This is a genomic window from Burkholderia sp. BCC0044 (assembly GCF_902832955.1).
Lineage (GTDB): Bacteria > Pseudomonadota > Gammaproteobacteria > Burkholderiales > Burkholderiaceae > Burkholderia.
Window position 1 is genome coordinate 87,383 of the sequence record NZ_CADFDO010000001.1, and the last position, 26,775, is coordinate 114,157.

Consider the following 26,775-nt stretch of genomic DNA (forward strand, 5'->3'; position numbering starts at 1 on the left):
CATTATTGGGGCGCATCGTGCGCTTTCCAATCGTTAGTTTCTAATGACGCGATTGACGCGGGGTCGGATGGGGGCGGCCGGCGAGGCGCGACGGGCATCCGGCGGCCGGCGAGGCGCGACGGGCATCCGGCGACCGGCGCGGGCGACCGGCATGCGGGTGACCGGCGACGCGCGTCGGGCGTGCCGGCCGGCGCGATGCAGCCGTGCGATGCGGCTGGCGAGGCGCCGGCGCACGGCACCGCGCGCCGGCTGAGCGGATGGCGCGTCAGGCTGCGGCGGCAGCCGCGCGCTCGGCGGATTCGATCGTGTTGATCAGCAGCATCGTGATCGTCATCGGGCCGACGCCGCCCGGCACCGGCGTGATGTAGCCGGCGACTTCCTTCACGCCCGCGAAATCGACGTCGCCGCACAGCTTGCCCGCGTCGTCGCGGTTCATGCCGACGTCGATCACCGTCGCGCCCGGCTTCACCATGTCGGCGGTCAGGATGTTGCGCTTGCCGACCGCGGCGACCACGATGTCGGCCTCGCGCGTATGTGCGGCGAGGTCGCGCGTCTTGCTGTGGCAGATCGTCACGGTCGCGCCGGCGTCGAGCAGCATCATCGCCATCGGCTTGCCGACGATGTTCGAGCGGCCGATCACGACCGCGTTCGCGCCCTGCAGCGCGATGCCGTGCGCTTCGAACATCTTCATCACGCCGTACGGCGTGCACGGGCGGAACAGCGGCTTGCCGGTCATCAGCGCGCCCGCGTTCGCGACGTGAAAGCCGTCGACGTCCTTCTCCGGCGCGATCGCCTCGATCACCTTGTGGCTGTCGATATGCGCGGGCAGCGGCAGCTGGACGAGGATCCCGTGGATCTTCGGGTCACGGTTCAGCGCGTCGATGCGTGCGAGCAGGTCGGCTTCCGACAGCGTGGCCGGGTACGCCTCCTTCAGCGAGAAGAAACCGTTGTCCTCGCACGCCTTGATCTTGTTGCGCACGTAGACTTCGCTCGCCGGGTTCGCGCCGACGAGGATCACCGCGAGACCAGGCTGGTGGCCGCGTGCGGTCAGCGCGGCGGCGCGTTCGGCGGCCTGGGCGCGCAAGGTCTTCGAAAGGGCGTTGCCGTCGATGAGGAGGGCTGTCATGGTGGTGGGTCCTGCCGGGAAGTTGGAATGCGGGCGTACGACACGCGAAGCGCCGTAGCAAAGCACGTAATTATACCGGTCGCCTGCTGTCGTCCGACAGCGAATCAACGGAAAGCGTCATGGCCGCGGCGTGCGTGCGCCGGGAGGAACGGCCGCCGCCGCGCGAGTGGGCCGCATCGCGCGGGGCGGCAAATACCGGTGGCGGGCCGGACGGCCGGGGCGGGCCGCGCCGCCGCGGCCGGAGAACCCGCTCAGGCCTGCTTCTTCGACAGCGCGAGGCGCAGCAGGTCGGCCACCGTGTTGACGTTGAGCTTTTCCATGATGTTCGCGCGGTGCGCCTCGACCGTCTTGATGCTGATGCCGAGGTCGTCGGCGATCTGCTTGTTCAGGCGGCCCGCGATGATCCGCTCGAGCACCTGCTGCTCGCGCGCGGTCAGCTTCGACAGGCGTTCGCTCGCGGCGCGCTGCTCCTGGACGCTCTTGCTCTCGCTTCGGGCCTTGTCGAGCATCCGCTCGACGAGCTTGCGCAGCTCGGCTTCGTCGAACGGTTTCTCGATAAAGTCCATCGCTCCCTTTTTCATCGTCGACACGGCCATCGGCACGTCGCCGTGGCCGGTCTGCTGCGCCGGCTGGTACGCATCGAGGAACTGCTCGGCGCTCGAGAAGCATTGCACGCGATAGCCGTTCGCCTCCAGCAGCCAGCGCAGCGAGTCCCGTACGGCCTCGTCGTCGTCGACGACAAAGACGGTTTCCTGAGTGGTGGTGACAGGGCTATTCATAGTTCTCCCGTAACGGTATGTGATGCCGATGCCTCGCGCCCCCCTTGGCCGAGATCAGCGGGTTCCCCAATGGGCAGGCTGCAGTGGAACGTCGCGCCGGAAATGCGGCCATCCGGCTCGACGTTGTTGACCACCCACAGACGCCCCCGATGCGATTCGATGATCGAACGGCAGATGTTCAGCCCCATGCCCATGCCGTCGGACTTGGTGCTGTAAAACGGTTCGAACAGGCGCTCGGCGGTCGCTTCGTCGACGCCCGGGCCCTGGTCGATCACACGGATGTCGACGAAGCCCGCATCGAGGTCGGCGACGACGCGGATCACGCCGTCCACCGACGCCGGCTTCACGTCGGCCATCGCCTCGGCTGCGTTCTTCATCAGGTTCACGAGCACCTGCTCGATCAGCACGGGGTCGACATAAATAATAGGCATTCTTGCGAGGATTTCCGTGACGATCCGGATCCTGCGCTTCCTGGCCTCGATTTCGGCGAGCCCGACCGCGTCGGCGACGATGTCCGCGACCCGCGCCGGTTGGCGTTTCGGCTCGCTGCGCTTCACGAATTCGCGGATCCGCTTGACGATCATCCCCGCGCGCAGCGCCTGCTGCGCGGTCTTCTCCAGCGCCGGCTGCAGCGTCTCCGGCGTGCCGCGGCCGCTCTTCACGAGCGCGAGCGTGCCCGAGCAGTAGTTGTTGATCGCGGCGAGCGGCTGATTCAATTCGTGAGCAATCGACGACGCCATTTCACCCATCGTCATCAATCGGCTCGTGAACTGCAGCTTTTCTTCCTGCTGGTGCGCGAGTTCCTGCGCCTTCTTGCGGGTCGTGATGTCGGTCGCGATCTGCATCTGCGCGAGGTGGCCGTCCACCCACTGGATGTACTGGCGGCGCACCTCGAACCACTTCTGGATGCTCTCGACGTACACCTCCTGCGCGTCGGCCGTGCTGCTCGTCAGCGCCGCGGCCGGCAGGCCCGCGAACGCGTCGACCATGTCGATCGAGTCGGACGACGCCTGTGCGCGGTCGAAGCCGCCGCCCGACAGCTCCAGGTGGCCGTCCGGGCGAATGCCGAACAGGTGGCGGTAGTAGCGGTTCGCGAACAGCAGCTCGGCTTCGTCGGCGGCGAGCACCGACACCGCGGCGTCGAGGCTTTCGAGCACCGTCGTGAAGCGTTCGTGCGCGGCCGCGAGCTCTTCCCGCGCGCGCTTCGGCTCGGTGATGTCGGTCATCGACGACATCCAGCCGGTCTGGCGGCCCGAACTGTCGATCAGCGGCGACACGTACAGGCGTGCATGGAACAACGTGCCGTTCTTGCGCCGCACGCGCAGCTCGAAGCCCGAACTCGGCGCCTTGCCGCGCAGCGTCATGTCGAGCTGGCGCTGCATTTCCGGGTACGCGTCGCGCGGCCAGTACGGGAACGGCGCGACCTTGCCGACGAGGTCGGTCTCGTCCCAGCCGGTCATCCGGCAGAACGCGGGGTTCACGTGCGTGATGCGGCCGTGCATGTCGAGCACGCGCATGCCGATCAGCACCGAGTTCTCCATCGCGCGGCGGAAGAACGCTTCCGCGTACAGCGCCTGCTGCGCCTCGAAGCGCTGGCGCGTGTGCTTCCACAGGCTCCAGAGGCTCCACAGCACGAAGCACGACAGCCCGGCGACGAGCCACACGAGCGTGTTGTTGGTCAGGTTCGTGAGCTGCGGGAACGCATACACGCGCACCGTCAGCCCCTGGCCGGGCGGGTCGAGCGGCAGGTCGTAGTGGGAATCGCGCGGCAGGCGCGGGCGCGTCGACGTGGACGACAGTTCGCGATTGTTCGAGTCGGTGATCGAGATCTTGTACTTCGACGACAGTTCCTGCGGGATGTCGTGCTTCAGGATCCCTTCGACGGAGAACACCGCGGCGATCGAGCCGAGATATTCGCGGTCGCCGCGCATCACGGGCGTCTGCAGCGTGATGAAGCCGTTGCCGAAGTCGTCGTAGATCAGCGGAGAATAGGCCTGGCGGCGCGTGCTGCGCGCCTCGTCGTACGCGCCGCGCACGGCGTCCTGCAGCTGCGCGTCGCCGGGCTTCGCGAGCCGCTGGCCGAGCAGCGGCGGATGCACGGCCGGCCAGCGCTGCACGCCCGGCGCCGTGTACCAGTTCAGGTAGAGGATTTCCGGATGCGTCTGCATCACGTCCGCGACGGCCATCTGGAACGCGTTCTGGTCGAGGCGGCCGGACGCGAGGTCGCGCGACAGCGCCTGCAACTGTTCCTGCGCGCCCGTCATCGACAGGCGGATCTGCTGCTGGGCCCACGCGACGTTGCGAAAGAGGGTGTCTTCCTGCTGCTGCTGTTCGCGCCGGTTCAGGCTCCACAGGATCAGGCTCATCACCACGAGGAACACCAGGATCGACAGCAGCGGCGTCAGCAAATAGGAGTTGGACCACCACGGTCCGTGGTGCCAACGGGACGGCTGCGACTCCGCCGGCGGGCCCGGCGGTCGCGCCGAGCGTGCGAAAAGCCGATCGGTCAACATGGCAGGATTGTAGCGCAGCGCAATACATGGAAAACCGGTACCGGATATGTTGAACGGAAACGGTTTTGTTCCGACGAGACGGGCCGCGGAGCCCCGAAATATGGGTGCAGCGCAGCAATATTCCGCATTACGAGAAAAGATCTCACAATTCGAAAATTGTGTTGCGCGGGGCCGTCCACGCTCATTACAATCCGTCGGAGCTTGCCCGCAGCCGGTCGCGTCGCGTCGTCTGCATGAGAGCGATCCTCACATTCCAGGACCCAGGAGACGAGAATGTCCGCTGTACCGAACGAAGTGATGAAATATGTCGCCGCCGAACGTGACGACGACCCGCAAGAAACCGTCGAGTGGCTGGAGTCGCTCGATGGCGTGATCTCCTCCGTGGGCACCGGCCGTGCGCATTACCTGATCGAAAAGCAGATCGAATTCGCGCGCATGCACGGCGAGCACCTGCCGTTCTCCGCCAATACCCCGTACATCAACACGATTCCGCTCGAAGCCCAGGCGAAGATTCCGGGCGACCAGGACATCGAGCACCGCATCCGTTCGTACACGCGCTGGAACGCGCTGGCGATGGTGCTGCGCGCAGGCAAGGACACGAACGTCGGCGGCCACATCGCGTCGTTCGCATCGGCCGCGACGCTCTATGACGTCGGCTACAACCACTTCTGGCACGCCGCGTCCGACCAGCACGGCGGCGATCTCGTGTTCGTGCAGGGCCACTCGTCGCCGGGCGTGTACTCGCGCGCGTTCCTGCTCGGTCGCCTGAAGGAAGAGCAGCTCGACAACTTCCGCCAGGAAGTCGACGGCAAGGGCATCTCGTCGTACCCGCACCCGTGGCTGATGCCGGACTTCTGGCAGTTCCCGACCGTGTCGATGGGCCTCGGCCCGATCATGGCGATCTACCAGGCGCGCTTCATGAAGTACCTGGAGTCGCGCGGCATCGCGAAGACGGAAGGCCGCAAGGTGTGGGCGTTCCTCGGCGACGGCGAGACGGACGAGCCGGAATCGCTCGGCGCGATCGGCATGGCGAGCCGCGAGAAGCTCGACAACCTGGTATTCGTGATCAACTGCAACCTGCAGCGTCTGGACGGCCCGGTGCGCGGCAACGGCAAGATCATCCAGGAACTCGAATCGGAATTCCGCGGCGCCGGCTGGAACGTGATCAAGGTCATCTGGGGCAGCCGCTGGGATGCGCTGTTCGCGCGCGACAAGTCGGGCGCGCTGATGCGCCGCATGATGGAATGCGTCGACGGCGAATACCAGACGTACAAGTCGGAGTCGGGCGCGTACGTTCGCGAACACTTCTTCAACTCGCCTGAACTGAAGGCGCTCGTCGCCGACTGGTCGGACGACGACATCTGGGCGCTGAACCGCGGCGGTCACGATCCGCACAAGATCTACGCGGCGTTCCACGAAGCCACGAACACGAAGGGCGCGCCGACCGTCATCCTCGCGAAGACCATCAAGGGCTACGGGATGGGCGAGTCGGGCCAGGCGATGAACATCACGCACCAGCAGAAGAAGCTGCCGGTCGAGCAACTGAAGAAGTTCCGTGACCAGTTCCGCCTGCCGATCACCGACGAGCAGATCGCCGACGTGCCGTACCTGAAGTTCGAGGAAGGCTCGAAGGAACTCGAATACATGCGCCAGAAGCGCATGGACCTCGGCGGCTACCTGCCGCACCGCCGCGAGAAGGCGACGTCGCTGCCGGTGCCGGCGCTCGACGCGTTCGAGCCGCTCTTGAAGGGCACGGGCGAAGGCCGCGAGATCTCGACGACGATGGCGTTCGTGCGGATCCTGAACATCCTGCTGAAGGACAAGGCGCTCGGCAAGCGCGTCGTGCCGATCGTCCCGGACGAATCGCGTACGTTCGGCATGGAAGGCCTGTTCCGCCAGATCGGTATCTGGAACCAGGAAGGCCAGAAGTACGTGCCGGAAGATTCCGACCAGCTGATGTTCTACAAGGAATCGCAGACCGGCCAGATCCTGCAGGAAGGCATCAACGAAGCAGGCGGCATGTGCGACTGGATCGCGGCGGCGACGTCGTATTCGACGCACGGCGAGATCATGGTGCCGTTCTACATCTTCTATTCGATGTTCGGCTTCCAGCGGATCGGCGATCTCGCCTGGGCCGCGGGCGACATGCGTTCGCGCGGCTTCCTGCTGGGCGGCACCGCGGGCCGTACGACGCTGAACGGCGAGGGCCTGCAGCACGAAGACGGTCACTCGCTGCTGTGGGCGGCATCGGTGCCGAACTGCGTGAGCTACGACCCGACGTTCGGCTATGAACTCGCGGTGATCATCCAGGACGGCCTGCGCCGCATGGTGCAGGACCAGGAAGACGTGTACTACTACATCACGGTGATGAACGAGAACTACGAGCACCCGGCGATTCCGCAGGGCGAGCACGTGGCGGCCGACATCATCAAGGGCATGTATGCGTTCAAGAAGGCCGACGCCGACAAGAAGGCGCCGCGCGTGCAGTTGCTCGGCGCGGGCACGATCTTCAACGAAGTGATCGCCGCCGCCGAGCTGCTGAAGAACGACTGGGGCGTCGCCGCCGACCTGTGGAGCGTGCCGAGCTTCACCGAACTCGCGCGCGAAGGTCACCAAGTCGAGCGCTGGAACCTGCTCCATCCGACCGAGGAGCGTCGCCTGTCGCACGTGCAGAAGTGCCTGAAGGACACGCAGGGCCCGGTCATCGCGTCGACCGACTACGTCCGTGCGCTGGTCGACCAGATCCGCGGCCAGATCGATCGCCGCTTCGTCGTGCTGGGTACCGACGGCTTCGGTCGTTCGGACACCCGCGAGAAGCTGCGTCACTTCTTCGAAGTCGACCGTCACTGGGTCACCGTCGCCGCGCTCAACGCGCTGGCCGACGAAGGCACGATCGAGCGCAAGGTGGTCGCGGACGCGATCGCCAAGTACAACCTCGATCCGTCCAAGCCCAACCCGATGACCGTTTAACGCACACGCCGTGTGATGCCGCGCGTCGCTCCCGCGAGGAGCGCGCGCGGCCATGGAGACAGAAACAGATGAGTCAAGCGATCGAAGTGAAGGTGCCGGATATCGGCGATTACAAGGACGTGCCGGTCATCGAGATCGGCGTGAAGGTGGGCGATACGGTCGAGCCCGAGCAGTCGCTCGTCACGCTCGAGTCGGACAAGGCGACGATGGACGTCCCGAGCCCGGTCGGCGGTGTCGTGAAGGAAATCAAGGTCAAGGTCGGCGATTCCGTGTCGGAAGGCTCGCTGATCATCCTGCTCGAAGGCGGCGCAGGCGCGCAGGCGAACGGCGCGGCCGCGCCGGCCGCGGCACCGGCTTCGGCCCCGGCAGCAGCGCCGGCACCGGCCGCCGCAGCGCCCGCTGCCGCGCCGGCCGCCTCCGGCGGCACGCTCGAAGTGAAGGTGCCCGACATCGGCGACTACAAGGACGTGCCGGTGATCGAGATCGGCGTGAAGGTCGGCGACACGGTCGAGAAGGAACAGTCGCTCGTCACGCTCGAATCGGACAAGGCGACGATGGACGTGCCGAGCCCGGCCGCCGGCGTCGTGAAGGACATCAAGGTCAAGGTGGGCGATTCGGTGTCGGAAGGCACGCTGATCGTGCTGCTCGAAGCCGCAGGCGCACCGGCTGCCGCCGCACCGCAGGCGAGCGCACCGGCGCCGGCCGCGGCTGCCCCGGCGCCCGCCGCTGCACCGGCGCCCGCGAAGGCTGCGCCGGCACCGGCTGCCGCCGCGCCGGCTGCCGCACCGTCGGGTGAATACCGCGCGAGCCACGCATCGCCGTCGGTCCGCAAGTTTGCGCGCGAACTCGGCGTCGATGTCGCACGCGTGCAGGGTTCGGGTCCGAAGGGCCGCATCACGAAGGAAGACGTCACCGGTTTCGTGAAGGGCGTGATGACGGGCCAGCGCGCGGCGCCGGCCGCGGCAGCCGCGCCGGCAGGCGGCGGCGAGCTGAACCTGCTGCCCTGGCCGAAGGTCGACTTCTCGAAGTTCGGCCCGTTCGAGGCGAAGCCGCTGTCGCGCATCAAGAAGATTTCGGGCGCGAACCTGCATCGCAACTGGGTGATGATCCCGCACGTCACGAACAACGACGAAGCGGACATCACCGAGCTCGAAGCGCTGCGCGTGCAACTGAACAAGGAACACGAAAAGGCGGGCGTGAAGTTCACGATGCTCGCGTTCGTGATCAAGGCGGTCGTCGCCGCGCTGAAGAAATTCCCGACCTTCAACGCGAGCCTCGACGGCGACAACCTCGTGTTCAAGCAGTACTTCCACGTCGGTTTCGCGGCCGATACGCCGAACGGCCTCGTCGTGCCGGTGATCCGCGATGCGGACAAGAAGGGCCTCGTCGACATCGCGAAGGAAATGAGCGACCTGTCGAAGGCCGCGCGCGAAGGCAAGCTGAAGCCGGACCAGATGCAGGGCGGCTGCTTCTCGATCTCGTCGCTCGGCGGGATCGGCGGGACGAACTTCACGCCGATCATCAACGCGCCGGAAGTGGCGATCCTCGGGTTGTCGCGCGGCCAGATGAAGCCGGTGTGGGACGGCAAGCAGTTCGTGCCGCGGCTCATGCTGCCGCTGTCGCTGTCGTATGACCATCGTGTCATCGATGGCGCGGAAGCCGCGCGGTTCAATGCGTATCTCGGAGCGTTGCTCGGGGATTTCCGTCGCATCATTCTTTGATGAGCGTGGGAGTGGCTCGCGGGGGCGTGGGTTTGTTTTTGGTTATCCACGTCTTTTCGTTGAACCTGTTTCGCTAACGGTCTATTAGCGTCGCCCCTGCGCGGGGCGGCGGTCACTTTTCTTTGTCTTCCAAAGAAAAGTAACCAAAAGAAAGGCGCGTCCTTGGGCGGACGGCAAAGGTGGTCCTGCCCAGGCTCGCGTGCTTTTGTCAGGCCGTAGCCGTTGTTGGGTTCTCTCGCGGGGTCCTCCCCCTCTGTCTGCAGTCAATCAAGAAGGGGACAGTCATGAGTCTCATCGAAGTCAAGGTTCCGGATATCGGCGATTTCAGCGGCGTCGATGTCATCGAAGTCAACGTCAAACCCGGCGACGTGATCGAAAAAGAGCAAACGCTCATCACGCTCGAATCCGATAAAGCCTCCATGGAAGTGCCCAGCGACATCGCCGGCACCGTCAAGGAAGTCAAGGTCAAAGCCGGCGAGAAAGTCTCGCAAGGCACCGTCATCGCCATCGTCGAAGCCTCGGCAGGCGCAGCCGCACCCGCGCCCGCGAAAGCCCCCGAAGCGCCGAAGCCCGCAGCAGCCGCACCCGCTCCGGCCGCAGCCGCGCCGGCGCCCGCGCCGCAAGCCGGCAGCTACAGCGGCGCCGCCGACATCGAATGCGACATGCTCGTGCTCGGCGCCGGCCCCGGCGGCTACTCGGCCGCGTTCCGCGCCGCCGACCTCGGCATGAAGACCGTACTCGTCGAACGCTATTCGACGCTCGGCGGCGTCTGCCTGAACGTCGGTTGCATCCCGTCGAAGGCGTTGCTGCATACGTCGCTCGTCGTCGAGGAAGCCGCGGCGCTCGCGTCGCACGGCATCACGTTCGGCAAGCCGGAAGTCGATCTCGACAAGCTGCGCGACTTCAAGGGCGGCGTCGTCAAGAAACTGACGACGGGCCTCGCCGGCATGGCGAAGGCGCGCAAGGTCGAAGTGGTCACCGGCGTCGGCGCGTTCGTCGATCCGTTCCACATGGAAGTGCAGGGCGAAAACGGCAAGAAGGTCGTCAAGTTCAAGCAGGCGATCATCGCCGCGGGCTCGCAGGCCGTGAAGCTGCCGTTCATGCCGGAAGACCCGCGCGTCGTCGATTCGACGGGCGCGCTCGAACTGCGCCAGTTGCCCAAGCGCATGCTCGTGATCGGCGGCGGCATCATCGGCCTCGAAATGGCGACGGTCTACTCGACGCTCGGCGCCGAGATCGACGTCGTCGAAATGATGGACGGCCTGATGATGGGCGCCGACCGCGATCTCGTGAAGGTCTGGGAAAAGTACAACGCGAAGCGCTTCGGCAACGTGATGCTGAAGACCAAGACGGTCGGCGCGGAAGCGAAGGAAGACGGCATCTACGTGAAGTTCGAGGGCGAAAAGGCGCCGGCGGAAGCGCAGCGCTACGACCTCGTGCTCGTCGCGGTGGGCCGCAGCCCGAACGGCAAGAAGATCGGTGCCGACAAGGCCGGCGTCGCGGTCACGGATCGCGGCTTCATCGACGTCGACAAGCAGATGCGCACGAACGTGCCGCACATCTTCGCGATCGGCGACGTCGTCGGCCAGCCGATGCTCGCGCACAAGGCCGTGCACGAAGGCCACGTCGCCGCGGAAGCCGCGCACGGCGAGAAGGCGTACTTCGACGCGCTGCAGATCCCGTCGGTGGCGTACACCGATCCGGAAGTGGCGTGGGCCGGCAAGACCGAAGACCAGTGCAAGGCCGAAGGCATCAAGTACGGCAAGGCCGTGTTCCCGTGGGCCGCTTCGGGCCGCGCGATCGCGAACGGCCGCGACGAAGGCTTCACGAAGCTGATCTTCGACGAGGAAACCCATCGCGTGATCGGCGGTGCGATCGTCGGCCTGAACGCGGGCGACCTGATCAGCGAAGTGTGTCTCGCGGTCGAGATGGGCGCGGACGCGGAAGACATCGGCAAGACGATCCATCCGCACCCGACGCTCGGCGAATCGGTCGGCATGGCCGCCGAGCTGTACGAAGGCGTCTGTACGGACCTGCCGCCGCAACGCAAGAAGTAACGCGATCGGCACGGCCGGCCACGCGCCGGCCACGAAAAAACGCCGCCGCTCGGGTAAACCGGGCGGCGGCGTTTTCTTTTGTATAGTGCGCGACGGGCTCGATCGTGGCGGATCGTTGCCGCCCGCACGCATTCTTCCGGCGCCAGAAACGAAAAAGCCGCGCTGGGCGCGGCTCTTTCAGGAGCAGGGGACGCTTACGCGGCCGGCTTGCTCGAACGACGTGCGGCAGCGGCGGTGGCAGCCTTCGTTGCGACGGCAGCAGCGGCGTTGAAGTTCGTTTCAGCGATTTCCACCGCTTGCTTCGTGGCCTTCTGAACCGTTTCGTACGTGGTGTTCGCAGCGTTCAGTGCCGACTTCAGGGCGGCGACAGCCGTTTCCGAACCGGCCGGGGCGTTCTTCGCGACGTTGTCGACGAGTGCCTGGACCTTCTTGTTCTGCTCTTCGAATTGCGCTTCGGCGACCTTCGCGAACTCGGCTTGCGTCGACGATGCGATTTCGTACAGGTGACGGCCGTACGACAGCACCTTTTCCGCGACCGGCTGCGACAGGCTCGCCTGCAGCGCGATCAGTTCCTGCGCGTCCTTCACCGACAGCAGGCGCTGTGCGTTTTCCTGGCTCTCGGTCAGCGTCGACTTCACGACTTGCAGGTTGAGTTCGATCAGCTTTTCGACGCCTTCGAATGCCTTGGTCGTCAGACCGAACAGGCTTTCGAGGTTGGCTTTCTGGGCGGCGGCGATTTGCTCGGGGGTCAGCAAGGACATGTCAGGCTCCTGAAAAGCGATCGCGTCGATCGCAGGATAAAGGGCACTACGCTGGGGAACTTCGGCGCCGCGGTGCTTTGTGCAACGCAGCAATGAGGCCTATTTTAGGGCAGCGCGCACGGATGTCAAGCACTTTTTGTGCGTTGCACAATCGCGACAAATTATCGATAAAACAACGAGTTATCGCGGTCGTTCGGAATCGGTTTCAGGCGTGTTCCCACATGGTGCGCACGACGGCGGGGCAAGCGCGCCGCACCATGATCATGCGCAGGTAAACCTGACAGGCCCATGGAACGTTATCCTTCTGTTCCTGTCGAAAAACGCGCCGTTTCGATGCGCGTGCCGTGGCGACGTGCCGCCGCCACGGTCGAGACCGGCGCCTTTGGCACGCCGAGCACCGGATACGTACTTTCCCCGCTTTAAATCGCCTCCGAAGTGACGTTATCTCAATTAACCGTGCGGTAATCGGGAGACGGGCGCTGTCGGGCAGTGCCTTCCATCGATTTTTTCGATGGGAGCGGAAGGGTCGATTGGCCTGAGGTTGGCCGACTCTTACATTCCGGTTTAAAGACGATCGGTAAGTGCCTAATATTGCTCTTTTTTTCAGCTTTAACTACACTTGCGGAAACCTCCCGCCCGCTTTGTCCAGACCCCAATGAAAGCCGAATCGTTTTCACCGCGCAGATTGTTGCAGAGCATGACGCTCGGCACCGCTGTGTCGGTCGCAGTCGCGTTGCTGGCGACCACCGCGACCATCACGCCTGCTGACGCCTTCGCCGCCACTGCGAAGACCCAAGCCGCCAAGAAAAAGGCCGTCGCTCCTGCTTCGTCAGCGAAGAAGAAGTCGGCCAGGGCGACGTCCGACAAATCCGCCAAGGTCGCCGAGGCCGATGCGCCGCGCGCGAAAGCGTCGCGCAAGCGCGTGACGCTCGCGGCGAACAACCTGCATGGCGGCCATCGCGGCGCGGTGCGCAAGGTCGCGTTCCAGCCGCGCCGTCCGACGGTCGGCCAGGCGTTCGGCCTGCACGACACGCCCGACGCGCTCGCGCTGCGCTCGAGCGTCGCGTACGTCGTCGACCAGAATTCCGGCGAGCCGCTGTTCGACAAGAATTCGCACGCGGTCGTGCCGATCGCGTCGATCTCGAAGCTGATGACGGCAATGGTCGTGCTCGACTCGAAGTCGCCGATGACCGATTCGCTCGAAGTCACCGACGAAGACCGCGACTACGAGAAGGGCACGGGCTCGCGCCTGTCGGTCGGCTCGGTGCTGTCACGCGAGGACATGCTGCACATCGCGCTGATGGCGTCGGAAAACCGCGCGGCGGCAGCGCTGTCGCGCTACTACCCGGGCGGCCGTCCGGCGTTCATCGCGGCGATGAACGCGAAGGCGAAGGCGCTCGGGATGACCGACACGCACTTCGAGAATTCGACCGGGCTGTCGAGCTCGAACGTGTCGAGCGCGCGCGACCTCGTGAAGATGGTCAATGCGGCGTACCAGTACCCGATGATCCGCCAGTTCTCGACCGATCGCACCTACGAGGTGTACACGGGCAAGCGCAACCTGGTCTACAACAGCACCAACGCGCTGATCCGCGGCAACGGCTCGTGGGACATCGGCCTGCAGAAGACGGGCTTCATCAACGAAGCGGGCGAATGCCTGGTGATGCAGGCGACGATCCACGGCCGGCCGATGGTGATGGTGCTGCTCGATTCGTTCGGCAAGTACTCGCGCTTCGCCGACGCATCGCGTCTGCGCAACTGGCTCGATGCCGGCGGCGGCGAACGCCTGACGGCGGCCAACACGCCGGCTGGCGGCACCTGATCGTGTGCGGCGGTTCGCCGCCGTACCGCGCCGGTCGCTGCAACGAAAAAGCCCCGCAATCGCGGGGCTTTTTTTGTCCGGCGAAACCGAAACCGGGCGCGGAACCGGAACGACGGCGCGGCTTACGCTTGCCGCTGCAGCCCGTCCACGTCCTTCTCCGGCGCCGGCCGGTAGCCGAGCGATTCCGAGATGGTGAGCGCCGTCCGGCTCAACTGGCCGAGCCACGCGTCCTGCAGCCGGTCGGCCGGCGCCGACAGCGACAGCCCCGCGACGAGCTTGCCCGAATCGTCGTAGATGCCGGCCGCGATACAGCGCACGCCAAGCTCGAGTTCCTCGTTGTCGCGCGCGCACGATTGCTGGCGGACGATCGTCAGCTCGCGCTCGAGTTTTGCGATATCGGTGATGCTGTTCTGCGTATGGCCGGACAGCCCCGTGCGCGTCGCATACGCACGCACGCGCGACGTTTCGTCGGCCGCGAGGAACAGCTTGCCGACCGACGTGAGGTGCAGCGGCGCGCGGCCGCCGATCGCGCGGACGACCTGCATCCCCGAGCGCTCGGAATACGCGCGCTCGATGTAGACGATCTCGTCGCCCTGGCGCACCGACAGGTTCACGGTCTGCCCGGTGAGGCGGTGCAGCTCGCGCATCGGCATCAGCGCCGCGTCGCGCACCGACAGGCGCGCCTTCACGAGATTGCCGAGCTCGAGCAGCCGCATGCCGAGGCGGTAGGTGCCGGGATCGGAGCGGTCGACGAGGCGGCAGGTCACCATGTCGTTGAGGATGCGGTGCGCGGTCGACGGGTGCAGTTCCGTGCGCTGCGCAAGTTCCTTCAGGCTGACGGGGTCGCTGTGCGCGGCGAGCGCGTCCAGCAACCGCATCATGCGTTCGATCACCTGGATCGACGTTTTTGAATCCGGGGTGGGTTGGCTCATGTCGGGGGGAGGAATCGGTTGACGCGTCAAGCGGTGTTGGATCGATTGTATCTCGTATCGTGAAAAAAGCGAACGCCGTTCGAGGAAGTCCTCGTTTCGCGCACCGCGGGCTTGCGTGCGGGCCGGCGTTGGTCTTGCCAGCCAAACGTCGGATAATGAGAGCCGTTTTCTCGAAGGAGCACGTATGCGAGTCGGTTTGTTCGTGACCTGCCTGGTCGACCTGATGCGCCCCGAAATCGGCTTTTCGGCGCTCAAGCTGATTCGCGACGCCGGCTACGAGGTGATCGTGCCGCCCGCGCAGACCTGTTGCGGCCAGCCGGCCTACAACTCGGGCGACCGCGCGCTCGCGCGCGACCTCGCGGAGAAGACGCTGCGCGAGTTCGAGTCATTCGATTACGTCGTCGCGCCATCGGGTTCGTGCGGCGGGATGATCCGCGCGCACTACGGCGACCTGTTCCGCGACGATCCCGAACTGATGGGGCGCTACACGCGGTTCCAGCAGAAAGTCCACGAACTGACCGATTTCCTCGCGAACGTCGCGAAGGTGTCGCTCGCGCCGGGCGAATTCGCCGGGCCGGTCACCTATCACGATTCGTGCTCGGGCCTGCGCGAGCTCGGCGTGAAGGCGCAGCCGCGCGCGCTGCTCGCGCAGCGGGGCGTCGCGGTGACCGAGATGAAGGACTGCGAGCACTGCTGCGGCTTCGGCGGCACGTTCTCGGTCAAGTACGGCGACATCTCGGCGGCCATCGCTGACGAAAAGTGCGCGAACGTACGCGCATCGGGCGCGGGCACCGTCGTGCTCGGCGATCTCGGCTGCATGCTGAACATCGAAGGGCGGTTGCGCCGCACCGGCGACCGCGACACGCGCGTGCTGCACGTCGCGCAGGTGCTGGCGGGCGACGTCTGACGCCCGGTTCCGCTCACTTTTCCCCCGATACCGCGATGCAAGTCCAATCGATGCATTTCAAGGCGCGTGCCGGCCAGAAGCTGGCCGACCAGCGCCTGCAGCAGAACCTGAAGAAGCTGTCGACGAAGTTCGTGTCCGCGCGCGCCGACGCGATGACCACGATCGACTTCCCGGCCACGCGCGCCGCGCTCAAGGCGCGCCGCAACCGCGCGCTGGAGAATCTCGACGTGTGGCTCGAGGCGTTCGAGCGCGAGGCGACGCGGCGCGGCACGACGGTGCTGTTCGCCGAAACGACCGCGGACGCCGCGCGGCTCGTGGCCGACATCGCGCGCCGGCACGACGTGAAGAAGGTCATCAAGACCAAGTCGATGGTGTCGGAGGAAATGCGCCTGAACGCGGTGCTCGCCGAGATGGGCGTGCAGTCGATCGAGACGGACCTCGGCGAATACATCCTGCAGATCAACGACAACGAGCCGCCGAGCCACATCATTGCGCCTGTCGTGCACAAGGACAAGGACGAGATCGCCGACCTGTTCGCGCGCACGCATCAGCGCGCGCGGCTCACCGAGATCCCGGACATGACGCGCGAGGCGCGCGAGGTGCTGCGCCCGCATTTCATGTCGGCCGACATGGGCGTGACGGGCGGCAACTTCGTGATCGCGGAAACGGGCTCGGTCGCGATCGTGACGAACGAAGGGAACGAGGGCATGTGCACGGTCATGCCGCGCGTGCATGTCGCGGTGACGGGCATCGAGAAGGTGCTGCCGACCCTCGAGGATCTCGCGACCGCGATGCGGCTGCTGCCGCGTTCCGCGACCGGGCAGAAGACGTCGAACTATTTCTCGCTGCTGACCGGGCCGCGCGGGCCGGGAGACGAAGACGGTCCCGAGCACAACTACGTGGTGCTCGTCGACGGCGGCCGCACGGGCCTGATCGGCGGCGAATTCCAGGAGATGCTGCGTTGCATCCGCTGCGGCGCGTGCATGAACCATTGCCCGGTGTACCAGAAGGTCGGCGGTCATGCGTACGGCTGGGTCTATCCGGGGCCGATGGGATCGGTGCTGACGCCGAGCTACGTCGGGCTCGACCGCACGCTCGACCTGCCGCAGGCGGCGACGCTGTGCGGCGAATGCGACAGCGTGTGCCCGGCCGGGATTCCGTTGTCGCACCTGTTGCGCACGCTGCGCGAGAAGCAGGTCGAGCGCCACCTGCGGCCGTGGCGCGAGCGCGCGGCGCTCGCCGCGTGGGGCTTCTTCGCCCGGCGGCCGATGCTGTATGCGCTGACGACGAAGCTCGCGGTGCGCGTCCTCGAACGGCTGGGCGGCGACGGCGGCATGCTGCGACGCCTGCCGATGATGGGCGGCTGGATGGATACGCGCGACATGCCGACACCGACTGGACGCACGTTCCGCGAGCTGTACGCGGCGTCGCAAAGTCATCTCGGCTGACACTGTTCAGCGGGCGGCAACAGTGCGTTCGCTATTTGCATATTTATCTCGATAGATGCGGTCTATAGAATGTCGTCTGTAGTCCCCGGAATTGGGTTTCGGGGTACGAGGTCAACGAGGTCCGCATCATGAAAAAGACAATATCGATGTACTGGCCGCTGGCAATCGTGGTTCCGCTGGCAGCGGTTGCCTATCTGCATGCGATGGCCGGTGCGCCGTCGCGCGGCCCGCTCGCGGTTCACCAGGCGTCCGCCGAACTGGCGCGCGCGGTGTCGTTCGGGCTGGTCGGCGACGCGGCGCAGCCGCTGCCGGCGGCGTCCGGCGACATGGCGCTCGCGGTGCCGAAGGCGCTGTAAGGCAGGGCGCCGTCGCTTTGCGCGGCGGCGCGATTTCGGTCGCCTTTGTATAATGGCGTGTTCTTCTCCCACGCGGTCCGCCGCGGCTTTTCGATAGTGCGATGACCCGCGTTGCGATCTGTTTCGTCTGTCTCGGCAATATCTGCCGTTCGCCCACCGCGGAGGGTGTGATGCGCCACCAGGTCGACGCGGCCGCGCTGGCCGACCGGATCGCGATCGATTCGGCCGGCACCGGCGACTGGCACGTGGGCGAGCCGCCCGACGCGCGTGCGCAGGCGGCGGCCAGCAGCCGCGGCTACGATCTGTCGGCGCTGCGCGCGCGACAGGTGAGCGCGGCGGATTTCGAGCAGTTCGATCTGCTGCTCGCGATGGACGAAGCGAATCTCGCCGAGCTGCGCCGCCGCTGCCCGCCGCAGTATCGCGACAAGGTGTGCCTGCTGATGGAATTCGCGCCGGGCGCGACCGAAACCGAAGTGGCCGATCCGTATTTCGGCGGCGCGCAGGGCTTCGAGCAGGTGCTCGACCAGGTCGAGCGCGCCTGCGCGGGCCTGCTCGAGACGCTTCGGGCCCGCACGGAGCACTGATCACGCGGTATTCAGCGGTCTGCGAATACCCTTTCAAAGACATGGATACTTGACTAAAAACGTCAAATATTTATACTTGACCAAAATCGTCAAGATTGCAGTCCCCTAGACACCATGAGACTCACCACCAAAGGCCGTTTCGCCGTCACGGCGATGATTGACTTGGCACTGCGCCAGGAGCAGGGCCCGGTGACGCTTGCAGGCATCAGCCAGCGCCAGCGGATTTCGCTCTCGTATCTCGAACAGCTGTTCGGCAAGCTGCGCAGGCATGAAATCGTCGAATCCGTGCGCGGCCCGGGCGGCGGCTACAACCTCGCGCGTCGCGCGCAGGACGTCACCGTCGCCGACATCATCATCGCGGTCGATGAACCGCTCGACGCCACGCAGTGCGGCGGCAAAGGCACGTGCGACGGCTCGAAGCAGCCCGACGGCCATTGCATGACGCACGAGCTGTGGTCGACGCTGAACCAGAAGATGGTCGAATACCTCGATTCGGTGTCGCTGCAGGATCTCGTCGATCAGCAGCGCGCACGCGAGGGCGCGCCTGCGGTGCTGCGCGACCGTCGCACGCCGGAGCCCGTCGCCGCACCGGCCGAGCCCGTGCGCACGATGCCGCTCGGTCCCAATTCGGTGTTCAACATCGCGAGTTCGTGAGCGCGAAGGCGCCATACCCCATAACGCACATAGTCCCTGCACAGAATACCCGGAGCGACAGATGACCCAAGAGACTCTCCACCTGCCCATCTATATGGATTACAGCGCGACGACGCCCGTCGATCCGCGCGTGGTCGACAAGATGGTGCCGTACCTGCGCGAGCAGTTCGGCAACCCGGCGTCGCGCAGCCACGCTTACGGCTGGGACGCGGAGCGTGCGGTCGAGGAAGCGCGCGAACAGGTGGCCGCACTCGTGAACGCCGATCCGCGCGAGATCATCTGGACGTCGGGCGCCACCGAGTCGGACAACCTCGCGATCAAGGGCGCCGCGAACTTCTACAAGGGCAAGGGCAAGCACATCATCACGGTGAAGACCGAGCACAAGGCCGTGCTCGACACCTGCCGCGAGCTCGAGCGCGACGGTTTCGAAGTCACCTACCTCGACGTGAAGGACGACGGCCTGATCGACCTCGACGTGTTCAAGGCCGCGCTGCGCCCGGACACGATCCTCGTGTCGGTGATGCACGTGAACAACGAGATCGGCGTGATCCAGGACATCGAGACGATCGGTGAAATCTGCCGCGAGAAGGGCATCGTGTTCCACGTCGATGCCGCGCAGTCGACCGGCAAGGTCGGGATCGACCTTGCGAAGCTGAAGGTCGACCTGATGTCGTTCTCGGCACACAAGACCTACGGCCCGAAGGGCATCGGCGCGCTGTATGTGCGTCGCAAGCCGCGCGTGCGTATCGAAGCGCAGATGCACGGCGGCGGTCACGAGCGCGGCATGCGTTCGGGCACGCTGCCGACGCACCAGATCGTCGGCATGGGCGAGGCGTTCCGCATCGCGCGCGAGGAAATGGCGACCGAGAACGAGCGCATCCGCATGCTGCGCGACAAGCTGCTGCGCGGCCTGTCGCAGATCGAGGAAACCTACGTGAACGGCGACATGGATCAGCGTGTCCCGCACAACCTGAACATCAGCTTCAACTTCGTCGAAGGCGAGTCGCTGATCATGGCGATCAAGGACGTCGCGGTGTCGTCGGGTTCCGCGTGCACGTCGGCGTCGCTGGAGCCGTCGTACGTGCTGCGCGCGCTCGGCCGCAACGACGAGCTCGCGCACAGCTCGATCCGCTTCACGGTCGGCCGTTTCACGACGGAGCAGGAAGTCGACTTCGTGATCAACCTGCTGAACAGCAAGATCGCGAAGCTGCGCGAACTGTCGCCGCTCTGGGAAATGCACCAGGAAGGCATCGATCTGTCGACGATCGAATGGGCTGCACACTGATACCGCATTGAATACAACCGCGGGCGGATTGACGCACGCAGACGTAACGAGTCAAGGAGTCTGAGTCATGTCTTACAGCAACAAGGTTCTGGATCACTACGAAAACCCGCGCAACGTCGGTTCGTTCGCGAAGGACGACGACACGGTCGGCACGGGCATGGTCGGCGCGCCGGCATGCGGCGACGTGATGAAGCTGCAGATCCGCGTCGGCGCGGACGGCGTGATCGAAGACGCGAAGTTCAAGACCTACGGTTGCGGTTCGGCGATCGCATCGAGCTCGCTCGTCACCGAATGGGTGAAGGGCAAGACGCTCGACGAGGCACTGTCGATCAAGAACACGCAGATCGCCGAGGAACTCGCGCTGCCGCCGGTGAAGATTCACTGCTCGATCCTCGCGGAAGACGCGATCAAGGCAGCCGTGGCCGACTACAAGAAGCGCCACGACACCAAGGAAAGCGATCAGGCAGCAGCCTGAGCGGCATCGAGCGGCTAGGGAAGGAAACGCGGCGGGCCCCGGTGGCGCGCCGCGGCAAGGACATCATGGCAATTACACTGACCGAAAAAGCAGCACAGCACGTCCAGAAATACCTCGTCCGTCGCGGCAAGGGTGTGGGCCTGCGGCTTGGCGTTCGTACGACCGGGTGCTCGGGGCTCGCGTACAAGCTCGAGTATGTCGACGATCTGGCTCCGGAGGATCAGGTGTTCGAGAGCCATGGCGTGAAGGTCGTCGTCGATCCGAAGAGCCTCGCCTATATCGACGGCACCGAGCTCGACTTCGCCCGCGAAGGCCTGAACGAAGGGTTCAAGTTCAACAACCCGAACGTGAAGGACGAGTGCGGGTGCGGGGAATCGTTCCGCGTGTGACGCGGCTCCCTCCGCGCGATGCGGGCAACAGGCGGCACGGGCCGCCTTTTTAATGTGCGGCGTTTGCCGCGCGACGAACCGGAATTGAACGCGACGATGGTTTCGCTGAAAGACAGCCATTTCGACCTGTTTCACCTGCCGGCGCAGTTCGCGCTGGACGAGACGGCGCTCGATGCCGCCTACCGGACGGTGCAGACGCAGGTGCACCCCGACCGTTTCGCGGCGGCCGGCGATGCGCAAAAGCGCATCGCGATGCAATGGGCGACCCGCGCGAACGAGGCGTACCGCACGCTGCGCGATCCGCTGAAGCGCGCGTCCTATCTGCTGTCGCTGCGCGGCGTCGACATCGGCGCGGAAAACAACACGGCGATGGAGCCTGCGTTTCTGATGCAGCAGATGGAGTGGCGCGAGGGCATCGAGGATGCCGCGGCCGCCCGCAACGTCGACGCGCTCGATGCATTGCTCGCCGAGCTGCGCGACGAGAAGCGCGTGCGCGTCGAGCGCCTCGGCACGCTGCTCGACAGCGGGGTCGACCAGGCCGCCGCGGAAGCCGTGCGTCAGCTGATGTTCATCGAACGGGTCGCGTCGGAAGTGGGCGCGCAGATCGAGCGCCTCGAAACTTAACCGCGTGCCTTGCGGCACGCGCAGCAAACGGGCCGAGCGCCCGAACGAACCAAGATGGCTTTACTGCAAATTTCCGAACCGGGCATGGCGCCGGCGCCGCACCAGCGGCGACTCGCCGTCGGGATCGATCTCGGCACGACGAACTCGCTTGTCGCCGCCGTGCGCAACAGCGTGCCCGAAGTCCTGCCGGACGAAGCGGGCCGCGTGCTGCTGCCGTCGGTGGTCCGTTACCTCGAGAAGGGCGGCCGCCGCATCGGCCACGAAGCGAAGGAGCAGGCCGCGACCGATCCGCGCAACACGATCGTGTCGGTCAAGCGCTTCATGGGCCGCGGCAAGGCCGAGGTCGAAGGCGCGGCGAATGCGCCGTACGAATTCGTCGATGCGCCGGGCATGGTGCAGATCCGCACGATCGACGGCGTGAAGAGCCCGGTCGAAGTGTCGGCCGAGATTCTCGCGACGCTGCGTTATCGCGCCGAGGATTCGCTCGGCGACGATCTGGTCGGCGCGGTGATCACGGTGCCCGCGTATTTCGACGATGCGCAGCGTCAGGCGACCAAGGACGCCGCGCGTCTCGCGGGCCTCAACGTGCTGCGCCTGCTGAACGAACCGACCGCCGCGGCGATCGCCTATGGTCTCGACAACGCGGCCGAAGGCCTTTATGCGGTGTACGACCTCGGCGGCGGCACGTTCGACCTGTCGATCCTGAAGCTGACGAAGGGCGTGTTCGAAGTGCTGGCCGCGGGCGGCGATTCCGCGCTCGGCGGCGACGATTTCGACCACGCGCTGTTCGGTCACGTGCTCGCGCAGGCCGGTATCGACGCGAAGACGCTCGCGCCCGAGGACGTGCGCCTGCTGCTCGATCGCGTGCGCGTGCTGAAGGAAGCGCTGTCGTCGGCGCCGGAAGCGGCGCTCGACGTGACGCTGTCGAGCGGCGCGCACCTCGTGCAGATGATTTCGCACGACACCTTCGCATCGCTCGTCGAGCCGCTCGTGCAGCGCACGCTCACGCCGACCCGCAAGGCGTTGCGCGATGCGCAGGTCACGCCGGCCGACATCAAGGGTGTCGTGCTCGTCGGCGGCGCGACGCGCATGCCGGTGATCCGCGACGCGGTCGCCAAGTATTTCGGCCAGCCGCCGCTCGTGAACCTCGATCCGGACCAGGTCGTCGCGCTCGGCGCGGCGATCCAGGCCGACCTGCTCGCGGGCAATCGCGGCACCGGCGACGACTGGCTGCTGCTCGACGTGATCCCGCTGTCGCTCGGTGTCGAGACGATGGGCGGCCTCGTCGAGAAGATCATTCCGCGCAACTCGACGATTCCGATCGCGCGTGCGCAGGAATTCACGACCTTCAAGGACGGCCAGACCGCGATGGCGATCCACGTCGTGCAGGGCGAGCGCGAGCTCGTCGCCGACTGCCGGTCGCTCGCGCGCTTCGAGCTGCGCGGCATTCCGCCGATGACCGCGGGCGCCGCACGCATTCGCGTGACCTATCAGGTCGACGCGGACGGCCTGCTGTCGGTGTTCGCGCGCGAGCAGCTGTCGGGCGTCGAGGCATCGGTCGTCGTGAAGCCGTCGTACGGCCTCGCCGACGACGACATCGCGAAGATGCTGGAAGACAGCTTCAAGACCGCCGAAATCGACATGCGCGCCCGCGCGCTGCGCGAAGCGCAGGTCGAGGCCGAGCGGATGCTCGAGGCGACGCAGGCCGCGCTGGCGGCCGACGGCGAACTGCTCGAGGCCGGCGAGCGCGCGCAGGTCGATACGCTCGCCGCGGCGTTGCGTGCGGTCGCGCAGGGCGACGATACGCATGCGATCGAAGCGGCGACCAAGGCGCTGGCCGACGGTACCGACGAATTCGCGGCGCGCCGGATGGACAAGAGCATCAAGCGCGCGCTGTCGGGCCGCCGGCTCGACGAGATCTGAACCCACGAACCGCGCATCGGCCGGCAACGGCCCGCGCGATGATGAACGTGCGGCGCGTGGCGCCGCACCCTGACTGACGGAACGAACATGCCTCAACTGGTGGTGCTGCCTCACGTCGAACTGTGCCCGGACGGCGCGGTGATCGACGCGACGCCCGGCAAGAGTATCTGCGACAACCTGCTCGATCACGGGATCGAGATCGAGCATGCATGCGAGAAGTCGTGCGCATGCACGACGTGCCACGTGGTGATCCGCGAAGGCTTCAACGATCTGACGCCGTCCGAGGAGGACGAGGACGATCTGCTGGACAAGGCGTGGGGCCTCGAGCCGACGTCGCGCCTGTCGTGCCAGGCGATCGTGAAGGAAGATTCGGACCTGGTGGTCGAGATCCCGAAGTACTCGATCAACCACGCGAAGGAAAATCACTGACAGGAACCGGAGGCAGGCGATGAAATGGACCGATTCGCGTGAAATAGCCATTGCGCTGGCGGACAAGCACCCGGACATCGACCCGCAGCGGATCAACTTCGTCGACCTGCGCCAGTGGGTGCTCGAACTCGACGGCTTCAACGACGATCCGACGCACTCCGGCGAGAAGATCCTCGAGGCGATCCAGGCGCACTGGATCGACGAATCGGATTTCGACGACGAGGACTGACCAACCCGACCGGTCACGGCGTGCGCTGCAACGGCGCACGCCGCGCCCATGAAAAACGGCTCGTGAGCGTTTGCTCGCGAGCCGTTTTCGTTTTTGGTCGGGCCCCACACGACGTGCGGGCAGGGGGACGCCGGCGACTACACGATCAGGTGCTTACGCGCCGACCAGCGTGCCGTTCTCGATCCGTACGCGCTGGCCCTGGCCGAACGGCGGCGGGTTGTGGTACGTGAACGTACGCGTTGCGCCGCTTTCCATCTGCACTTGCACCTGATAGTCGGTTTCCGCGCGAACCTGCTTCTCGACCTGGTTGCCGGCGAGGCCGCCGCCCAGCGCGCCGATGATCGTCATCGCGGTGCGGCCGTTGCCGTTGCCGAACTGGTTGCCGAGCAGGCCGCCGGCCGCTGCGCCGCCCACGGCGCCGATCCCCGAGCTCTGGCCCGGCGTGCGCGTCTGCGTGATCGCGACGACCGTGCCGCAGCTCTGGCAGTAGGTTTGTGCAGGCGCCGACGGCTGCTGCGCGTATTGCGGCGGTTGCGGGGCGGTCGTGTGACGGCGGTGCGGCGCAGCCGGGCGCGGCGCGGGCTTCGGCTCGGCCTGCGCGACGGCGGCCTTCTGCTGCGCGGCAGCCTGTTCCGCTGCCTGCCGCTGCGCTTGCGCGGCGAGCGCGGCGCTGGCGGCCGCGGCCGTATCGACGGCTGGCTGCGACGCGATCAGCGCGGCCTGGGTCTGGCCGTTCTGTTCGTTGCTGCTGGTGGCTTTCGGGAAGACGCCCGTGATCGCTGCCGTCGCCGCGAGGCTGGCGACGATGACGGCGCCCGCCGCGGTGGCGATCAGCGGGTGGAGGCGTTGCTTTTGCGGCGTGGTCTGATTCTGGTTGTCCATTTTGTTCTCCAAGGTCGATCCGGATCGGCGCGCTGCGCCGCAGCAGGATCCCACGCTCGGGAGCGAGCAGACTCGGCGTTCCGGCGCCTCGTTCTGGTCCCGTGGTCATGCGTGGTGACGCAACAGGAGTGTCGTCCACGGCCAGGCGGTGCGCCGTATCAAGGTGTAACGAATTGCAGCGCGGGATCGGCGCTTGCTACCGGGAAAACCCGGGGAAGGCCGTCGCGACGAGGGAATAAAACGGGGGAGGATCGAAGGCCGGCGGACGCCGGCTGGCGGGATTTACGCGTCGTTACAAAGCCGACGCGTGCGCGCCACGGGGCGCGGCGCACACGCGGGGCAGTCCGTCAGTCTTCGCGGCGCAGATGCGGGAACAGCAGCACGTCGCGGATCGTCGGGCTGTCGGTCAGCAGCATCACGAGACGGTCGATGCCGATCCCGCAACCGCCGGTCGGCGGCATCCCGTATTCGAGCGCGCGGATGTAGTCGGCGTCGAAGAACATCGCTTCCTCGTCGCCCGCGTCCTTCTGCTCGACCTGCTTCTTGAAGCGCGCGGCCTGGTCTTCCGGATCGTTCAGCTCCGAGAAGCCGTTCGCGATCTCGCGGCCGGTCATGAACAGCTCGAAACGCTCGGTGATGCCCGGCACCGTATCCGATGCGCGTGCGAGCGGCGACACCTCGACCGGGTAGTCGATGATGTAGGTCGGTTCCCACAGCTGCGCCTCGGCCGTTTCCTCGAACAGCGCGAGCTGCAGCGCGCCGGTGCCTGCGTTGAGGAACGCCGGCTGCGACACGTCGACGCCGAAGCGCTTCAGTTCGGTGCGCAGGAACGCGTCGTCCGACAGCTGGCCGTCGGTGTAGTCCGGCGCGTACTTCTGGATCGCCTGCGTGATCGTCAGGCGATGGAACGGCTTCGCGAGGTCGAGCTCACGGCCCTGGTACTGGATCGTCGCGGTGCCGAGCGCATCGATCGCCGCCTGGCGGATCAGCTGCTCGGTGAAGTCCATCAGCCAGCGGTAGTCGGTGTACGCGGCGTAGAACTCCATCATCGTGAATTCCGGGTTGTGACGCGGCGACACGCCTTCATTCCGGAAATTGCGGTTGATCTCGAACACGCGCTCGAAGCCGCCGACGATCAGGCGCTTCAGGTACAGCTCCGGTGCGATGCGCAGGAACATCTGCATGTCGAGCGCGTTGTGATGCGTGACGAACGGCTTCGCGGCCGCGCCGCCCGGGATCGGGTGCAGCATCGGCGTCTCGACTTCCATGAACTCGGCGTTGTCCATGAACTTGCGGATCGACGCGATCGTCTTCGTGCGGGCGCGGAACGTGTCGCGCGTTTCCGGCGTGACGATCAGGTCGACGTAGCGCTGGCGGTAGCGCATTTCCTGGTCGGACAGGCCGTGGAACTTGTCCGGCAGCGGACGCAGCGCCTTCGACAGCAGGCGCAACTCCTTGCACTGGACCGACAGCTCGCCCTTGTTGGTGCGGAACAGCACGCCGCGCGCGGCGACGATGTCGCCGAGGTCCCACTTCTTGAACGCGTCGTAGGTGTCGGCGCCGACGTCGTTCGGCGTCACGAAGAACTGGATCTGGCCCGACCCGTCCTGCACCGTTGCGAAGCTCGCCTTGCCCATCACGCGCTTGAGCATCATGCGGCCGGCCACCGACACCTCGACCGGGTTCGCTTCGAGCGCGGCCTTGTCCGATTCGGCGAATTTGGCCTGCAGGTCGGCTGCGTGGTGCTCGGGCCGGAAATCGTTCGGGTAGGCGACGCCTTGCTCGCGCAACGCGCGCAGCTTCTCGCGGCGCTCGGCGATGATCTGGTTGTCGTCCGCCGTGACGGCGGGTTGCGTTTGGGTCGGTTCGGTCATGATGGTCGGAATTCGGAGTGGGGTGCGGCAACGCA

24 protein-coding genes and 1 pseudogene are annotated in these 26,775 nt (G+C 66.0%); 18 read left to right on the forward strand and 7 right to left on the reverse strand.

Annotated elements, in window-relative coordinates; all coding sequences use genetic code 11:
• Window positions 1–265 precede the first annotated feature (265 nt).
• The 3 genes from folD to fixL form a co-directional block, all read right to left on the reverse strand.
• Window positions 266–1,126: a bifunctional methylenetetrahydrofolate dehydrogenase/methenyltetrahydrofolate cyclohydrolase FolD gene (gene folD / locus HWX14_RS00340; RefSeq protein WP_175881103.1), complete on the reverse strand. Its 861-nt coding sequence runs from the start codon at window positions 1,124–1,126 to the stop codon at window positions 266–268.
• Window positions 1,127–1,377: 251 nt separating this feature from the next.
• Complete coding sequence (locus HWX14_RS00345) at window positions 1,378–1,905, reverse strand: LuxR C-terminal-related transcriptional regulator (protein WP_175881104.1); 528 nt, start codon at window positions 1,903–1,905, stop codon at window positions 1,378–1,380.
• On the reverse strand, window positions 1,902–4,418 hold the full coding sequence (gene fixL, locus HWX14_RS00350) for an oxygen sensor histidine kinase FixL (protein WP_175881105.1): 2,517 nt from the start codon (window positions 4,416–4,418) through the stop codon (window positions 1,902–1,904). Before fixL ends, HWX14_RS00345 begins: the two co-directional genes overlap by 4 nt.
• Here fixL and HWX14_RS36835 point away from each other — a divergent pair.
• From HWX14_RS36835 to lpdA, 4 genes and pseudogenes are all read left to right on the forward strand, one after another.
• Window positions 4,338–4,555, forward strand: a pseudogene (locus HWX14_RS36835) (hypothetical protein); the annotation flags it as partial. The gene fixL and the pseudogene HWX14_RS36835 sit on opposite strands and share 81 nt — an antisense overlap.
• 136 nt (window positions 4,556–4,691) lie before the next feature.
• Window positions 4,692–7,388, forward strand: coding sequence for a pyruvate dehydrogenase (acetyl-transferring), homodimeric type (aceE, locus tag HWX14_RS00355; RefSeq protein WP_175881106.1), 2,697 nt, complete (start codon window positions 4,692–4,694; stop codon window positions 7,386–7,388).
• 68 nt (window positions 7,389–7,456) lie between these two features.
• On the forward strand, window positions 7,457–9,109 hold the full coding sequence (gene aceF / locus HWX14_RS00360; protein WP_175881107.1) for a dihydrolipoyllysine-residue acetyltransferase: 1,653 nt from the start codon (window positions 7,457–7,459) through the stop codon (window positions 9,107–9,109).
• A 284-nt stretch (window positions 9,110–9,393) separates the two neighbouring features.
• Window positions 9,394–11,166 carry a dihydrolipoyl dehydrogenase gene (gene lpdA / locus HWX14_RS00365; RefSeq protein WP_175881108.1) on the forward strand — a complete coding sequence of 591 codons (1,773 nt, stop codon included), beginning with the start codon at window positions 9,394–9,396 and terminating at the stop codon, window positions 11,164–11,166.
• A 194-nt stretch (window positions 11,167–11,360) separates the two neighbouring features.
• Here lpdA and HWX14_RS00370 read toward each other — a convergent pair whose 3' ends face one another.
• Entirely contained in the window at window positions 11,361–11,927 is a 567-nt protein-coding gene (locus tag HWX14_RS00370; protein WP_006478382.1) for a phasin family protein, read from the reverse strand.
• A gap of 288 nt (window positions 11,928–12,215) precedes the next feature.
• Here HWX14_RS00370 and HWX14_RS36705 point away from each other — a divergent pair, with 288 nt between their 5' ends.
• Both HWX14_RS36705 and pbpG read left to right on the forward strand, forming a co-directional pair.
• On the forward strand, window positions 12,216–12,350 hold the full coding sequence (locus tag HWX14_RS36705) for a hypothetical protein (protein WP_279611796.1): 135 nt from the start codon (window positions 12,216–12,218) through the stop codon (window positions 12,348–12,350).
• Between the two features lie 232 nt (window positions 12,351–12,582).
• The gene (pbpG, locus tag HWX14_RS00375) at window positions 12,583–13,749 is read left to right on the forward strand and encodes a D-alanyl-D-alanine endopeptidase (protein ID WP_175881109.1); all 1,167 of its coding nucleotides are present in this window, start codon (window positions 12,583–12,585) and stop codon (window positions 13,747–13,749) included.
• 122 nt (window positions 13,750–13,871) lie between these two features.
• Here pbpG and HWX14_RS00380 read toward each other — a convergent pair whose 3' ends face one another.
• Window positions 13,872–14,681, reverse strand: coding sequence for an IclR family transcriptional regulator (locus tag HWX14_RS00380; RefSeq protein ID WP_006478384.1), 810 nt, complete (start codon window positions 14,679–14,681; stop codon window positions 13,872–13,874).
• A 184-nt stretch (window positions 14,682–14,865) separates the two neighbouring features.
• On the opposite strand from HWX14_RS00380, the gene HWX14_RS00385 reads away from it, so the two are divergent.
• From HWX14_RS00385 to iscX, 12 genes are all read left to right on the forward strand, one after another.
• The gene (locus HWX14_RS00385) at window positions 14,866–15,588 is read left to right on the forward strand and encodes a (Fe-S)-binding protein (RefSeq protein ID WP_175881110.1); all 723 of its coding nucleotides are present in this window, start codon (window positions 14,866–14,868) and stop codon (window positions 15,586–15,588) included.
• 35 nt (window positions 15,589–15,623) lie between these two features.
• Complete coding sequence (locus tag HWX14_RS00390) at window positions 15,624–17,036, forward strand: lactate utilization protein B (protein ID WP_175881111.1); 1,413 nt, start codon at window positions 15,624–15,626, stop codon at window positions 17,034–17,036.
• A gap of 128 nt (window positions 17,037–17,164) precedes the next feature.
• On the forward strand, window positions 17,165–17,392 hold the full coding sequence (locus HWX14_RS00395) for a hypothetical protein (protein ID WP_175881112.1): 228 nt from the start codon (window positions 17,165–17,167) through the stop codon (window positions 17,390–17,392).
• A 101-nt stretch (window positions 17,393–17,493) separates the two neighbouring features.
• The gene (locus HWX14_RS00400) at window positions 17,494–17,976 is read left to right on the forward strand and encodes a low molecular weight protein-tyrosine-phosphatase (RefSeq protein WP_175881113.1); all 483 of its coding nucleotides are present in this window, start codon (window positions 17,494–17,496) and stop codon (window positions 17,974–17,976) included.
• A gap of 114 nt (window positions 17,977–18,090) precedes the next feature.
• Window positions 18,091–18,630, forward strand: a complete 540-nt coding sequence (iscR, locus tag HWX14_RS00405) for a Fe-S cluster assembly transcriptional regulator IscR (RefSeq protein WP_009691731.1) — start codon at window positions 18,091–18,093, stop codon at window positions 18,628–18,630.
• 61 nt (window positions 18,631–18,691) lie between these two features.
• Window positions 18,692–19,915, forward strand: coding sequence for an IscS subfamily cysteine desulfurase (locus tag HWX14_RS00410; RefSeq protein WP_175881114.1), 1,224 nt, complete (start codon window positions 18,692–18,694; stop codon window positions 19,913–19,915).
• Between the two features lie 67 nt (window positions 19,916–19,982).
• Window positions 19,983–20,390: a Fe-S cluster assembly scaffold IscU gene (iscU, locus tag HWX14_RS00415; RefSeq protein ID WP_006478389.1), complete on the forward strand. Its 408-nt coding sequence runs from the start codon at window positions 19,983–19,985 to the stop codon at window positions 20,388–20,390.
• Between the two features lie 65 nt (window positions 20,391–20,455).
• The gene (gene iscA / locus HWX14_RS00420) at window positions 20,456–20,779 is read left to right on the forward strand and encodes an iron-sulfur cluster assembly protein IscA (protein WP_011549461.1); all 324 of its coding nucleotides are present in this window, start codon (window positions 20,456–20,458) and stop codon (window positions 20,777–20,779) included.
• A gap of 96 nt (window positions 20,780–20,875) precedes the next feature.
• Entirely contained in the window at window positions 20,876–21,403 is a 528-nt protein-coding gene (hscB, locus tag HWX14_RS00425; RefSeq protein WP_175881115.1) for a Fe-S protein assembly co-chaperone HscB, read from the forward strand.
• Between the two features lie 54 nt (window positions 21,404–21,457).
• Window positions 21,458–23,326, forward strand: coding sequence for a Fe-S protein assembly chaperone HscA (hscA, locus tag HWX14_RS00430; protein WP_175881116.1), 1,869 nt, complete (start codon window positions 21,458–21,460; stop codon window positions 23,324–23,326).
• A gap of 87 nt (window positions 23,327–23,413) precedes the next feature.
• The gene (gene fdx / locus HWX14_RS00435; protein WP_006478392.1) at window positions 23,414–23,755 is read left to right on the forward strand and encodes an ISC system 2Fe-2S type ferredoxin; all 342 of its coding nucleotides are present in this window, start codon (window positions 23,414–23,416) and stop codon (window positions 23,753–23,755) included.
• A gap of 19 nt (window positions 23,756–23,774) precedes the next feature.
• The gene (iscX, locus tag HWX14_RS00440) at window positions 23,775–23,984 is read left to right on the forward strand and encodes a Fe-S cluster assembly protein IscX (protein WP_011352557.1); all 210 of its coding nucleotides are present in this window, start codon (window positions 23,775–23,777) and stop codon (window positions 23,982–23,984) included.
• A gap of 153 nt (window positions 23,985–24,137) precedes the next feature.
• Here the strand turns inward: iscX and HWX14_RS00445 are convergent, their stop codons facing one another.
• On the reverse strand, window positions 24,138–24,866 hold the full coding sequence (locus HWX14_RS00445) for a glycine zipper 2TM domain-containing protein (RefSeq protein WP_175881117.1): 729 nt from the start codon (window positions 24,864–24,866) through the stop codon (window positions 24,138–24,140).
• Between the two features lie 347 nt (window positions 24,867–25,213).
• The gene (lysS, locus tag HWX14_RS00450; protein ID WP_175881118.1) at window positions 25,214–26,740 is read right to left on the reverse strand and encodes a lysine--tRNA ligase; all 1,527 of its coding nucleotides are present in this window, start codon (window positions 26,738–26,740) and stop codon (window positions 25,214–25,216) included.
• Window positions 26,741–26,775: the final 35 nt, after the last annotated feature.